The sequence below is a fragment of the Nocardia yunnanensis genome, from assembly GCF_003626895.1.
Lineage (GTDB): Bacteria > Actinomycetota > Actinomycetes > Mycobacteriales > Mycobacteriaceae > Nocardia > Nocardia yunnanensis.
The window spans coordinates 5,838,850-5,852,723 of sequence record NZ_CP032568.1 but is presented as its reverse complement, the minus strand read 5'-3'; the positions used below and the strand labels follow the sequence as shown (position 1 = coordinate 5,852,723).

At 70.6% G+C, this 13,874-nt stretch carries 9 protein-coding genes; 6 read left to right on the top strand and 3 right to left on the bottom strand.

Annotated elements, in window-relative coordinates; genetic code table 11:
- Positions 1-10: 10 nt before the first annotated feature.
- Both D7D52_RS27675 and D7D52_RS27670 read right to left on the bottom strand, forming a co-directional pair.
- Positions 11-1,213, bottom strand: coding sequence for a cytochrome P450 family protein (locus D7D52_RS27675; RefSeq protein ID WP_120740983.1), 1,203 nt, complete (start codon positions 1,211-1,213; stop codon positions 11-13).
- A gap of 163 nt (positions 1,214-1,376) precedes the next feature.
- Entirely contained in the window at positions 1,377-2,987 is a 1,611-nt protein-coding gene (locus D7D52_RS27670) for a serine/threonine-protein kinase (RefSeq protein ID WP_162958586.1), read from the bottom strand.
- A gap of 234 nt (positions 2,988-3,221) precedes the next feature.
- Here D7D52_RS27670 and D7D52_RS27665 point away from each other — a divergent pair, with 234 nt between their 5' ends.
- Positions 3,222-3,665, top strand: coding sequence for a hypothetical protein (locus D7D52_RS27665; RefSeq protein ID WP_120740979.1), 444 nt, complete (start codon positions 3,222-3,224; stop codon positions 3,663-3,665).
- Positions 3,666-3,689: 24 nt separating this feature from the next.
- On the opposite strand, the gene D7D52_RS27660 is transcribed toward D7D52_RS27665, so the two are convergent.
- Complete coding sequence (locus D7D52_RS27660; RefSeq protein WP_120740977.1) at positions 3,690-4,427, bottom strand: FadR/GntR family transcriptional regulator; 738 nt, start codon at positions 4,425-4,427, stop codon at positions 3,690-3,692.
- 142 nt (positions 4,428-4,569) lie between these two features.
- Here D7D52_RS27660 and D7D52_RS27655 point away from each other — a divergent pair, with 142 nt between their 5' ends.
- The 5 genes from D7D52_RS27655 (at position 4,570) to D7D52_RS27635 (ending at position 13,802) form a co-directional block, all read left to right on the top strand.
- Positions 4,570-6,027, top strand: coding sequence for a GntP family permease (locus tag D7D52_RS27655; RefSeq protein ID WP_120740974.1), 1,458 nt, complete (start codon positions 4,570-4,572; stop codon positions 6,025-6,027).
- An 8-nt stretch (positions 6,028-6,035) separates the two neighbouring features.
- On the top strand, positions 6,036-6,572 hold the full coding sequence (locus tag D7D52_RS27650; RefSeq protein ID WP_120740972.1) for a gluconokinase: 537 nt from the start codon (positions 6,036-6,038) through the stop codon (positions 6,570-6,572).
- Positions 6,573-6,737: 165 nt separating this feature from the next.
- Entirely contained in the window at positions 6,738-10,631 is a 3,894-nt protein-coding gene (locus tag D7D52_RS27645) for a Pls/PosA family non-ribosomal peptide synthetase (RefSeq protein WP_120740969.1), read from the top strand.
- Complete coding sequence (locus tag D7D52_RS27640; RefSeq protein ID WP_120744517.1) at positions 10,631-11,983, top strand: M1 family metallopeptidase; 1,353 nt, start codon at positions 10,631-10,633, stop codon at positions 11,981-11,983. Before D7D52_RS27645 ends, D7D52_RS27640 begins: the two co-directional genes overlap by 1 nt.
- Positions 11,984-12,200: 217 nt before the next feature.
- Entirely contained in the window at positions 12,201-13,802 is a 1,602-nt protein-coding gene (locus D7D52_RS27635) for a DEAD/DEAH box helicase (protein ID WP_120740966.1), read from the top strand.
- Positions 13,803-13,874: the final 72 nt, after the last annotated feature.

Below are 13,874 nucleotides of genomic sequence, written 5' to 3'. Positions count from 1 at the left end.
GGACTGCTCCTTACACCGCGCGCAGCGCGGGGCTAATCGGGAAATCGACCGGCAGTGCCACCATGGCGCGGTGGAACGGGCCGGGACGCCAGGAGATTTCGTGTTTCTCGACCGAGAGCCGCAGATCCGGCAGGGCGTCGAGCAACTGGTCGATGGCGGTCTGCACCACCAGGTAGGCGACCGAGCGGGCGGGGCAGGCGTGCGGTCCCGCGCTCCAGGCCAGATGCGAGCGGTTGCCGGTGCGGTCGCCGCCGGCGATCTCCGGATCGTTGTTGCACGCGGCCAGGCTGATCAGCACCGGCTGATGGGCGGGCAGCCAGGTGGTGTCGATGAGGATGGGCTGGCGCGGATAGCTGATCGCGAAGTTCGCCATCGGCGGATCGTTGAAGAGGACCTCGTCGAGCGCGTCGCGCGTGGACAGGCTGCCGCCCAGCATGTCCCCGCCGAAACGGTCGTCGGTGAGCATCAGCAGCAGCGTGTTGGAGATCAGGTTCTGCATGGGTTCGATGCCCGCGCCGTAGAAGCTGACCAGCTGGTAGAGCATCTCCTCGTCGTTGAGCTCCGCCGGGTGATGCGCCATGCGGGAGGTGACGTCGTCGCCGGGTTCGGCGCGGCGCAGGGCGATCAGCTCGAGCAGCGCCTCGCCGAGGGTCTGCATGCCCCAGGCGGCGTTGACCGTGTCGAACAGCGCCGCCATGCCGGTGGCCACCCGCTGCCCGATATCCGCCGAGCAGCCCACCAATTGGTTGAGCACCTCGAACACCAGCGGCAGCGCGTACTGCGACACCAGATCGGCGGCGCCCTCGGCGGCGAGGGCGTCGATGAGCGGTCCCGAGATCTGCTCGACCGTGGAATGCACGGCGTGCAAATCGATTCCGTCGATGGCCGCGGTGTAGGCCTGCCGGTAGCGGGCGTGCTCGGCCCCGGCATTGCGCAGCGCGTTCGGATACCACTGCATCATCGGCCGGATCGGCGAATCCTCGGGAATCGTCTCCTGCCAGGTGCGCGGATCGGCCGGAAAGTGTTCGGGATCATTGAGAATCCGCAGCGCGGTCCGATAGTTCACCACCAGCGTCGCCGGCACGTCGGGCGCCAGCTCGATCGGCACCATCGACCCGTGCGTGCGGCGCATCTCCCGATACGCGCGATGCGGATCGGCCGCGAATTCCTCGCTGCCCAACAGTATCCGAGGCTGAGCCCGCACACCGGTCACCGGACACCCCGCCCCCGCGAACCCGCCCCACGATCCTGTCGACTCCAAAACTGAAACTCCCTATCGAAGAACAACTTTCACCGACCCGCCGGCCATTCCGGGCGAGGCAACGCTTCGCACCCTAGCAGCCCGGCAGCACACACACCCCGTTTGTGAAACGTCGCTAGCCGTCCACGATGGAGGTGATGAGGGTGCGGGCGTCGGCGGTGCGGGTGGTGACGATCTGGGTGTAGACGTCGGGCAGTTCGCCCGGGGACTGCTGGGTGATGCGCACCGACCAGTGGTCGTCGTCGGCGGGCGCGAGGCGGCTGACCTGAACGCAGTAGCGGGTGCCCGCCAGCACCGAGTCGATGCCGGACTGGATCTTGGCGGCGTCGGCGACGCCGGCCGCGTCCTCGGCCACGAATTGCCTTGCGGCCGTGCCGGAACGCAGCACGTAGTAGGCGTACTGGAAGCCGAGAATGGCGTCGGGGCCGCTGCCGGTGCCGCCGGGGCCGATGCCCGAGACCGCGTCGGCGGTGCGGCGCGAGGGGCAGTTGTCGGCGGCCAGGCTCGCGGCGGCGGTCACCGAGGGGGCGGCCGGGGCGGTGGTCCGGCTCGTCAGCACGGTGGACGGGCGCGCCAGCACCCCCGCGTCCGAGGAGTCGCGGCTCGGGCCCAGCAGCGACGACAGCAGACCCACGGCCGCGGCGCCCGCACCCGCGACGACGACCACCGTCAGGCCGATCAGCAGTGCGCGCGAACGGATCCAGGGCGGCGCGGTCTCGATCGCGCTGTGCCTGCCGGTGTCTCGCGGCTTGCCGGTCTCGCGCGACCGTCCGGTGTCGCGGGGCTTGCCGGCCTCGCGCGGGGGCGCCGAACCGCGCGGGCGCGCGGACGCGGTGCGTGGCCGCGGCGCCGCGGTGCGCGCGGGCGATCCGGCGGCCCGCGGGCGCGGCGCACTCAGGGCCGCGGCCACGGCATCGGCGAATTCGGTGCAGGTGGCGAAGCGGTCGCCCGGATGCTTGGCCATGGCGCGCGCCAGCACCTGGTCCACGGCGGCGGGCAGCGCCGGATCCAGATCGCGCACCGCCGGCACAGGCGCGTTGACGTGCCGGTAGATGAGCTGGGGCAGGTCGCCGTCGGCGAACGGGGGTACACCGGTGAGCATTTGGAACAGCGTGCACCCCAGCGAGTACACGTCCGCGCGGCGGTCGACGCGGGCCTCGCCGTGGAAACGTTCGGGCGCGGTGTACTGGAAGCTGGCCAGCACATCGCCCTTGGCGGTGATGCCCCGGGTCTCGTGGTTGGATTCGGCGATCCCGAAATCGGTGAGCAGCGCCCATTCCCGGGGTTGCGCGGTGAGCAGGATATTGGCGGGTTTGACGTCGCGGTGCAGCACCCCCGCCTCGTGGGCGTAGTCCAGGGCGCGCGCCACATCGGCGGTGATGGCGGCGGCCCGCGGCGGATCGAGCGGGCCGGCGGTCAGTTCGGCGGCGAGGTCGGACCCGTCGACGTAGGCCATGGCCAGCCACTGCCGGCCCTGCTCCTCGCCGCGGGCGTAGATGGTGACGATATTGGGATGCGTCAGGCGGGCAATGATATTGGCTTCGCGCAGGAACCGCTGCCGGCTCTCCCCGTCGTCGCCCGCGACGCTGTTGAGCAGCTTCAACGCGACGAAGCGGGGTAGGTCCCGATCATGCGCGAGATACACCTCACCGGTCCCGCCGGTGCCCAGCAATCGCTCGATCCGATACCCGGCGAAGATCACTCCCGCCGGAAGCTGCCCAACCAACCAATTCCTCCCGATCCGCCTGCCGCCGCAGACAATACCGGGCACCCGAACTCCCAGCCCACCCCGCGTTTCAGGATCGGTCGCCGGTCCGGGCGTGCCGCGCAGCGGGATTCGTTATTCTGGGATACGAACGACTCCCATCGCGCGGTGCGGCGAGGTTGTCGGGAGTCGCATCGGCCGGGTGGCGGGCGCGGTGCCGGACGGCCGGATGTCGTTCGGCCGGAAGGACTCCCGATGATGATACGGCGGCTCGGAGCGGTGGCGGCGGTCGCGACGGCGATCCTCGCGGGGGTGTGCGGAGTGGGATCCAAGCCCGCCCAGGCCGATTGGATTCCGGAATTCGCGCCTCTCGGCTCGACGGTATCGACCTTCGGGGACGCGAATTTCTGTGCCGGGTCCATCTATGTGGGACTCGAGGCGGCGCACGGTCAGCCCGGGCATGTGACCGCTCATCTGTCGCCGCTGGGATATCTGAACGGGCCGTGCGGCAATCACATCGCGCTGGCGTGGCTCGGCTCGGCCGGCACCGGGACGCGGGACGTCTACGTGCACGCGGGCTGGGGACCGGGCGAGACCGTGACGGTCGATCTGTGGATGGGCATGGGCCTGGCCAAACTGTTCGCCAACAGCTGGCCGCTACAAGGGCCTTGGGCCGAGTGGTATCTGATCGTGCCCTAGCCGCAGCGTGTTTCGCCTGAGTCGCTATCGGGGGGCGGGCGGCCGCAAACAGGCGATGGCCGTGGCGGATTCGGTGACGATCTCCCGCATGGCCGCTTCCGCGGCCGGACCGTCACCCCCCTGGACGGCGGCGGCCACCGCCGCGTGCAGGTGCAGCGCCTGCGGATTGGCCTGGGCGGGCATGAGTTCGTGTTCGGTTCTGCCGGTGAGGACTTCCCGCACGATCGGCGCGAACACCGCCAGCAGCGGATTGCCCGACGCCGCGAGCAACGTGGCGTGGAAGGTGACGTCGTGCTCGAGGTAGGCGGCGGTATTGGCGGCCCGGGAAGTGGCCGACATGCCCATGACCGCGGCGGTCAGGGTCGCGCACTGCTCGGGGGTGGCGTTGGCGGCGGCCAGGCGCGCCGCCAACGGTTCGGTGCCCGAACGCAATTCGGCCAGCCACGCCAGCTGGGCGAAACGATGCGGTCCCGCCAGCTGCCAGCGAATCAGCTTGGGATCCAGCGCATGCCAGTGCCCAGGATCGAGGACGGTGATGCCGGCGCGGCGGCGAATGCTGACCATGCCGAGGGATTCGAGCACGCGCACGACCTCGCGGGCGACGGTGCGCGAGACGTCGAAACGGGCGGAGATCTCCTCGGAGGAGATGCGCGCACCGGGCGCGATCGCACCGGCGGCGATCTCCGCGCCGAGCCGATCCAGCACCGACTCGTGCAAGGGCAGCGAGTCGTGGGGAGCCGGAGATTCGGCGCGGTCGACCATGGGCTCAGTGTCACACATCCGCGGCATACCTATCCGCATCCGAACTCGAATACGTAGTACTTATTACCGACATGGCTTGATATAGTCCTCCATATTAGGTCCCTGTGTCCTGGATCACTCCACCCCGACTCGAAGAAGCGTCATGCACAACCGTGAACCTCTCGCCGTGGCGAACCTGGCCGACGCGGCCGCGCACCACGCCGGCACCACCCAGCTCGTTCTCGCCGCCGTCCTCGGCGTCGCCCTCATCGTCGGCCTGATCACCTGGCTGAAACTGCATCCGTTCCTGGCGCTGGCCGTCGGCGCGATCACCGTCGGGCTCATCGCGAAGCTCGGCGCGGCCGACACCGTGGCCTCGTTCGTCAAGGGTTTCGGCTCGACCATGGGCAGCGTCGGCATCCTGATCGGCTTCGGCGCCATGTTCGGCAAGCTGCTGGCCGATTCCGGCGGCGCGGACCAGGTGGTCGACACGCTCGTCACCCGGGCCGGGCCGCGCGCGCTGCCGTGGGTGATGGGCCTGGTCGGCGCGATCATCGGCTTGCCCATGTTTTTCGAGATCGGTGTCGTGCTGCTGATGCCGGTCATCCTGCTGGTCGCCACCCGCTCGCGACTTCCCTTGCTGGCGGTGGCGATTCCCGCGCTGGCCGGGCTCTCGGCCATGCACGGGCTGGTGCCGCCGCATCCGGGACCGCTGGTGGCGGTGTCGGCGTTGAAGGCGGATCTCGGGCTGACGCTGGGCTTCGGCGTGCTGGTCGCCATCCCGACCGTGATCCTGGCCGGGCCGCTGTTCGGCAAGCTCGCGGCGCGCTGGGTGAATGTGCCGGTGCCCGAACTGTTCTCGGCCACGGAAACTTCCGGCGAGCGCACCGAGGGGTCCGGCAACAGCCTCGACGCTTCCGGCGAGCCCGCCGCGGACGCCGAGCGTGGCCCGCGCCCGAGCTTCGCGGCGACCTTGGCCACCATCCTGCTGCCGGTCGTGCTCATGCTCGGCAGCGCGGTGTTCGACGTGGTGTCGCCCAAGTCCGGGTCGGAGGTCAAGAAGCTCCTGGATGTGCTGGGCACGCCGGTCGTGGCGCTCGGCATCGCCCTGCTGGTGGGCATGCTGGTGCTGGGCCGGGGCGGGCGCATGACCCGAAACGCGTTGGCCGACACCATGAACAGCGCCCTGCCGCCGATCGCGGGCATCCTGCTGATCGTCGGCGCGGGCGGCGGTTTCAAACAGGTGCTCGTCGACACCGGCATCGCCGGCACCATCGCCGACGCGATCCGCGACTCCAGCCTGCCGGTGCTGCTGCTGGCGTGGTTCGTGGCGGCCCTCATCCGGGTGGCCACCGGATCGGCGACGGTGGCGACGGTGACCGCCTCGGGCATTCTGGCGCCGGTCGCGGCGGGGCTGAGCAATTCGCACGTCTCGCTCATGGTGCTGGCGATCGGGTCGGGATCGCTGTTCCTGTCGCATGTCAACGACGCCGGGTTCTGGCTGGTGAAGGAGTACCTGCGCCTGGATGTGGTGCAGACGCTGAAATCCTGGAGTGTCATGGAATGCGTGATCTCACTGGCCGGTCTGGCGGGTGTGCTCGCCCTGAGCGCGGTGGTCTAGGAGCAGCCATGGAGTCCAGCGCACCTCCGCACATCGTGATCCTCATGGGCGTCTCCGGTTCGGGGAAGTCCACGGTCGCGGGCATGCTCGTGAGCACCCTCGGCTGGGATCTGCTGGAAGGCGACGATCTGCATCCGCCTGCCAACATCGCGAAAATGGCGGCGGGACACGCGCTTACCGACGCCGACCGGGAACCGTGGCTGCACGCGATCGCGGATTGGATGTCGAAGGAGGTGAGCGCGGGCCGTTCGGCCATCGTCACCTGCTCGGCATTGAAGCGCTCCTACCGCGACATCCTGCGCGCCGGGATGGCCGGTCATCCGGAGGCGATGCTGACCTTCCTGCATCTGACCGGTTCCCGAGACGATCTGCAGCGCCGGCTCACCGCGCGCATGGACCATTTCATGCCGCCGGGACTGCTCGATTCCCAGCTCGACACGCTCGAAGCGCCCGGGCCGGACGAGCACATCGTCGGCATCCCCATCGGCCCGCCGCCGCGGGAGGTCGCCGCCGCCGCACTGGCCGCCCTGCGCGCGCGCCGCTGATCGGCGACCGCACCCCGACGGGCCGGGCCGGGTGAACATCGGACAACCAGGACGTAGCGGTACCTTTGGCTGATGCCCGCCATTGAGTTTGCCTGTCGGTAACTCTCGTATGAAACAACCAACGCGCACACGCCGGATGGTTCCACGAGAGGTAGGCACGCGCTGATGCCGCAACCGCAGGCCGAGACCGAGATCGACGCCGACCCCCTGCTGCGGGCCGCCCTCGCGCCCCCGGCCCGCACCCTGGTCGACATCCTCGCCGCCACCATCGCGGCCCACCCCGACGCCCCCGCCCTCGACGACGGGGAGACGGAACTCACCTACGCCGAACTCGGCGCCGAGATCGCGGTCGCGGTCGAACGGCTGGCCGCGGCGGGCGTGCGGGCCGGGGATCGGGTCGGGGTGCGGATGCCCTCGGGCACCCGCGGTCTGTATGTCACCATCCTCGCCGTGCTGCACGCGGGCGCGGCGTATGTGCCGGTGGACGCCGACGATCCCGACGAGCGCGCCCGGCTGGTGTTCGGGGAGGCCCGGGTGTCGGCCGTCGTCACCGCCGCGGGCATCGAAACCACCGGCGCGGCACGGGAATCCGGGGACGAGGAGACGGTTGCCGCGCCCGCGCTCGCCGACGACGCCTGGATCATCTTCACCTCCGGTTCCACCGGCACCCCGAAAGGCGTCGCGGTTACCCACCGTAATGCCGCGGCCTTCGTCGACGCCGAGGCGCGACTGTTCCTGCGGCACGCGCCCATCGGGCCCGGCGATCGGGTGCTGGCCGGCCTCTCGGTCGCCTTCGACGCCTCCTGCGAGGAGATGTGGCTGGCGTGGCGGCACGGGGCCTGCCTGGTGCCCGCGCCGCGCGCGCTGGTGCGCACCGGCGCGGATCTGGGTCCGTGGCTGGTGCGCCGCGAGATCAGCATCGTGTCCACGGTGCCGACCCTGGCCGCCACCTGGCCGGTCGAAGCCCTGGAACCGGTGCGGCTGCTCATCTTCGGCGGCGAAGCCGTGCCGCCCGAACTCGCCGAACGACTGGCCGGCGACCCGGATTCCGGACGCGAGGTGTGGAACACCTACGGGCCCACCGAGGCGACGGTGGTCGCGTGCGCGGCGCTGCTCGACGGGCGCTTCCCCATCCGCATCGGGCTGCCGCTCGACGGCTGGGACCTCACCGTCGTCGACGCGGCCGGAAACCCGGTGGGCGACGGCGAATCCGGAGAACTGGTGATCGGTGGCGTCGGCCTGGCCCGCTATCTCGATCCCGCCAAGGATGCCGAGAAGTACGCGCCGCTGCCGTCGCTGGGCTGGGAACGCGCCTACCGCAGTGGGGATCTGGTGCGCAACGATCGCGCGGGCCTGGTGTTCCTGGGCCGCGCCGACGATCAGATCAAACTCGGCGGCCGCCGCATCGAACTCGGCGAGATCGACAACGCGCTGCAGCATCTGCCCGGCGTCACCGCCGCGGCGGCCGCCATCCGGACCACCAAGGCGGGCAACAAGATTCTGGTGGGCTATCTCGCCGGACCCGAACCCGGCTATGACCTGAGCGCCGCGCGGACCCTGCTCGCCGAGCAGCTACCGGCGCCGCTGGTGCCGCGGTTGGCGGTCGTCGCCGACATGCCCACCCGGACCTCGGGCAAGGTGGACCGCGACGCGCTGCCCTGGCCGCTGCCCAAGGCCGCCGCGGCCACCGCCGACAGCGGCCTGTCCGAGACCGAGCAATGGGTTGCCGGACTGTGGGATTCGATCCTGGGCGCGGAGGTCGCCGACTCGAACGCCGACTTCTTCGATCTCGGGGGCGGATCGCTGGCGGCGGCGCAACTGGTCGCGGCGCTGCGGGAACGGCATCCGCACATCACCGTCGCCGACCTCTACGATCAGCCGCGCCTGGGCGCGCTGGCGGCGTTCCTGGACGCGTCCGCACCGGTCGCCGCCGTGGAAGAGCGGGAGGTGCGCCCGGTTCCGCTGTCCGCGCAGCTGTTCCAGGTGCTGGCGACGATTCCGCTGACCACACTGACCGGATTGCAGTGGCTGACCTGGCTGGCCATCGTCGGCAATATCGCGGCCCGGTCGGGTTCGCTGCCGTGGCTGCCGCACCTGTCGTGGTGGTGGACGCTGGCGGCGTTCCTGGTGTTCATCTCCCCGCCGGGCCGGATGGCGTTGTGCGTGGCCGGATCCCGGATCCTGCTGGGCGGGGTCGAACCCGGCAGCCACCCCCGCGGCGGCTGGGTGCATCTGCGACTGTGGACGGCGGTGCGGCTGTCGGAGGCCAGCGGCGCGGAAAACCTCTCCGGCGCACCGTGGATGGTGCCGTTCGCGCGAGCGCTGGGCGCGCGGGTCGGGCGCGGGGTCGATCTGCACACGCTGCCGCCGGTCACCGGGATGCTCGAACTCGGCGACGGCTGCAGCGTCGAACCCGAGGTGGACCTCTCCGGCTACTGGATCGACGGCGACGTGGTGCACATCGGGCCCATCCAGATCGGACCCGGCGCGGTCGTGGGCGCGCGCTCGATGCTGCTGCCGGGCACCAGGATCGGGCGCAATGCCGAGATCGCGCCCGGCTCCGCGGTGTCGGGCAAGGTGAAGGCCGAACAGGAATGGGCGGGCTCACCGGCGGTGAAAGTCGGCCGGGCGCCGCATCGCTGGCCCGACGAGACGCCCGCGCGGGCCCCGCACTGGGTGGGCATCTTCGGCATCACCTCCATGGTGCTGGCCGCGGTGCCCATCCTGGCGCTGGGCAGTGGCGGACTGCTGATCGCCTGGTGGATCCGCGACACCCGGACGCTGACAGCGGGATTCGGGCGCGCCTTCGCCATCCTGCCGGTCGCCATGCTGCTGGTACTCGGGGTGTACGCCGCCGTCACCATCGTGGCGGTGCGGCTGCTGAGCATCGGCCTCACCGAGGGCCATCACCCGGTGCGCAGCCGCGCCGGCTGGCAGGCGTGGGCCACCGAACGCCTGCTGGACTCGGCGCGCACCTTCCTGTTCCCGCTCTACGCCAGCCTGCTGACCCCGGTGTGGCTGCGACTGCTGGGCGCGAAAGTCGGCAAGCGCGTGGAGATCTCGACCGTGCTGCTGCTGCCGAAGTTCACCGTGGTCGCCGACGGGGCGTTCCTGGCCGACGACACCATGGTCGCCAGTTACGAATTGGGCGGTGGCTGGCTGCGCATCGGCGAGGCCAAGGTCGGCAAGCGCGCCTTCCTCGGCAACTCCGGCATGACCGCGCCGGGCCGGCGGGTGCCCAAGAACGGTCTGGTCGCGGTGCTTTCGGCCGCGCCGTCCAAGGCCAAGGCGGGCTCGTCGTGGCTGGGCAGCCCGCCCACCCGGCTGCGCCGCGCCGCCGAATCCGGCGACACCGCCCGCACCTTCGATCCGCCGCCGCGGCTGCGGGCCGCCCGCGCGATCGTCGAAACCTGCCGTCTGATCCCGGTTTTCGTGACCTTCGCCATCGGGCTCGGGGTGCTGTTCGCGCTCGCCGCGCTGGCGCACACCCTCGGGCATCTGGCCGCCGCGCTGCTGAGCGGACTGGTGTTGCTCGCGGCGGGCGCGGTCGCGGGCGCGGTGTCGGTCCTGGCGAAATGGCTGCTGGTGGGCCGGATTCGCACCGAGGAGCATCCGCTGTGGAGTTCGTTCGTGTGGCGCAACGAGGTCGCCGACACCTTCGTCGAACATGTGGCCGCGCCCTGGTTCGCGCGCGCCGCGACGGGTACGCCGGTGCTGAACGTCTGGCTGCGCGGGCTCGGCGCCACCATCGGGCGCGGGGTATGGTGCGAATCCTATTGGCTACCGGAGGCTGACCTGGTGACACTCGGTGACGGCGCGACCGTGGAACGCGGCTGCGTGGTGCAGACGCACCTGTTCCACGACCGCATCATGGCCATGGACACCGTGACCCTGGGCGCGGGCGCGACCCTCGGACCGCACTGTGTCGCGTTGCCCGCCTCCGCGATCGGCGCGGGCGCGACCATCGGGCCCGCCTCGCTGGTGATGCGCGGCGACAGCGTGCCGCCCTCGACCCGGTGGTGGGGCAACCCCATCGCGCCGTGGAGCGGGGGCCGCTGATGTCACCGCTGGACGAACCCATCGACGACTACCTGCCGCAGAACGGCAACCGCGGCTATCGGGTCTCGCGTTACGAGCTGGACCTGACCTACAAGATGTCGAGCAATCGGCTGGCGGGGATCGCGGAGATCACCACGGTCACCACCGGGGCGCGGGAGCGGTTCGCGCTGGATCTCTCCCAGTCGCTGGCGGTGTCGAAGGTGTTCGTCAACGGGGCCAAGCCCGCCAAGTACGTGCATCAGCGCGGGAAGTTGGTGATCACGCCCCGGCAGAAGATTCCGGCGGGCGGCGCGCTCGTGTTCACCGTGCACTACGCCGGCCCGCCGCGGCCGGTGCGCGGGCCCTGGGGTGAGGTCGGGTGGGAGGAACTCACCGACGGGGTGCTGGTGGCCAGCCAGCCCAATGGCGCGGCCTCCTGGTTCCCGTGTGACGACCATCCCAGTTCCAAGGCCAGCTACCGGATTTCGATCACCACCGATTCCCCCTACTACGCGCTGGCCAACGGCACGCTGATGCGCAAGCAGACCAAGGCCAGCCAGACCACCTGGGTCTACGAACAGCCCGAACCGATGGCCGGCTATCTCGCCACCATTCAGATCGGGCAGTACCGCAAGCAGCGCCTGGACGCGCCGCGCGGCGCCGTGCCCATGCACGCGCTGCTGCCGCTGCGGCTGCGCGCCGCCTTCGAACACGACTTCGCGCGCCAGCCGCGCATGATGGAGGTTTTCGCCGAGAAGTTCGGGCCGTATCCGTTCGAGGCGTACACGGTGGTGGTCACCGACGACGAACTCGAGATTCCCATTGAGGCCCAAGGCATTTCGGTCTTCGGCGCCAACCACTGCGACGGGCGGCGCGGATCGGAGCGGCTGGTGGCGCACGAGCTGGCGCACCAGTGGTTCGGCAACAGCCTCACCCTCCGGCAGTGGCGCGACATCTGGCTGCACGAGGGCTTCGCCTGCTATGCCGAATGGATCTGGTCCGAGGCGGCGGGCGGGCCCAGTGCCGACCAGCTGGCCCGCAGCGCGCACCGGAGTCTGGCGCGGCAGCCGCAGGATCTGACGCTGGCCGATCCGGGCGCGGAGCTCATGTTCGACGATCGGGTCTACAAGCGCGGGGCGCTCACCCTGCACGCGCTGCGGCTCACCCTCGGCGACGCCGCGTTCTTCGACCTGCTGCGCACCTGGACCGCGCGGTACCAGCACGCCTCGGTCACCACCGGCGAATTCACCGATCTGGCCGGGCATTACAACCCGGTGCCGTTACAGCCGCTGTGGGACGCGTGGCTGTTCGCGCGGCCGCTGCCGGAGCTGCCACCCCGCCCCGCGTTCGAGGCCCGATCCTCGACCGGGTAGACTCTCAGCGAACACAGAATGTGATCATGGATGTGACACGGTCACATCAAGCGTCGTAGATCGCTACCATTCCTGAGCAGCCCCCACTGCGCGGCAAGCTTTCCTTACGGCGATCGATTTTGCCCATCGGCAATCTCGCCACCCCAGTGCCCCCGGCGCGGACCATTTCCGCAGCACGGCTCGGGCAACCCGATGCCCGAAAGGCACCGCCACACAGATGAACACCGCTACCCTCTCCTTCGCCGACCTCGGCGTCCGCGCACCCCTGGTGCGGGCCCTCACCGACGCCGGCATCACCGCGCCCTTCCCGATCCAGGCCGACACCCTGCCCGACTCGCTGGCCGGGCGAAACGTCCTCGGCCGCGGCAAGACCGGCAGCGGCAAGACGCTGGCCTTCTCCATCCCGATGATCGACCGGCTCGGCGGCGAGAACCGCAAGCCGACGCCGCATCACCCGCGCGGGCTGGTGCTGGCGCCCACGCGAGAGCTGGCCACCCAGATCGCGGCCGCCATGCAGCCGCTCGCGGCCGCCTACCGGATGTCGGTGACCACCGTCTTCGGCGGCGTGTCGCAGCATCGTCAGGTGCAGGCCATGAAGCGCGGCGTCGATATCGTGATCGCCTGCCCCGGACGACTCGAAGATCTGATGAAGCAGGGCCTGGTCAGCCTCGACGCGGTGCGGATCACCATTATCGACGAGGCCGACCACATGGCCGATCTGGGCTTCCTGCCGGGTGTCACCCGGATTCTGGCCGCCACCCCCGATTCCGGTCAGCGCCTGCTGTTCTCGGCGACGCTGGACAACGGCGTCAACAAGCTGGTGCAGCGGTTCCTGCCGGACGCGGTGAAACATTCGGTGGACGAGGCGAATTCGCCGGTCGCGGCCATGACCCACCACGTGTTCGAGGTGTCGGGCGCGGAGACCAAGCGGGCGGTCGTGCAGCGGCTGGCGTCCGGCGCCGAGCGGCGAATCCTGTTCACCCGCACCAAGCATCAGGCCCGCAAGCTGGCCCAGCAGCTCACCGTGGCGGGGATTCCGTCGGTGGATCTGCACGGGAATCTGTCGCAGCCCGCACGTGACCGCAATCTGGCGGCATTTGCCGCGGGGACCGCGAAGGTGCTGGTCGCCACCGATGTGGCGGCGCGTGGCGTGCATGTCGACGGGGTCGAACTCGTCGTGCACGTCGATCCGCCGACCGAGCACAAGGCGTATCTGCACCGGTCCGGGCGGACCGCGCGGGCGGGCAATGCCGGTGATGTGATCACGCTGGTGCTGCCCGATCAGCGCGGGGACATGGCCGCGCTCATGCGCAAGGCCAAGATCACGGTCACCCCGCAGCGGGTGACGGCGGCTTCGCCCGAGGTCACGGAGTTGATTGGGGAAGTCGCGCCGCTCGTGGCGGTCACGGAGGCGGCCGCGGCGCGCCGGGTGAACGGTGCCGACGGGGTTCGTGAGGACCGGCCGGCGGGCCGGCGTTCCCGGGGGCCTCGTCGCGGCCCCGCGCAGCCGGCCGCGCGGGGCGGGCGGCGTACCCATGTCGAACACGAGATCGACGAGCGCGGCGCGGGTCGTCCGCATGCGCGAAAGAGTTCGGCCACAGCGCGTTCCGGCAAGCTCGGTGCGCACACCACCGGCCGGCCCGCGCGCACCGAGGGTTCGAGTAGCGGCGCGGGCGGTGCACGCCAGCGCTCCGAGCGCGGCACTGCCGGTGCGGCGCGTCAGGGCGGTCGCGGCGGGGCCGCGCCCGCCGGGAGCACCGGCGGTCTGGCCGGTTTCTCGCGGTCGGGGGCCGCGCCGCGCCGCCGCCGTAACGGCTGAGACCGGAGCCCGGCAGCGAGAACGGGACAATTGCCCGTATCGACTCGCTGCCGGGTTTTTCTATGGTTAACG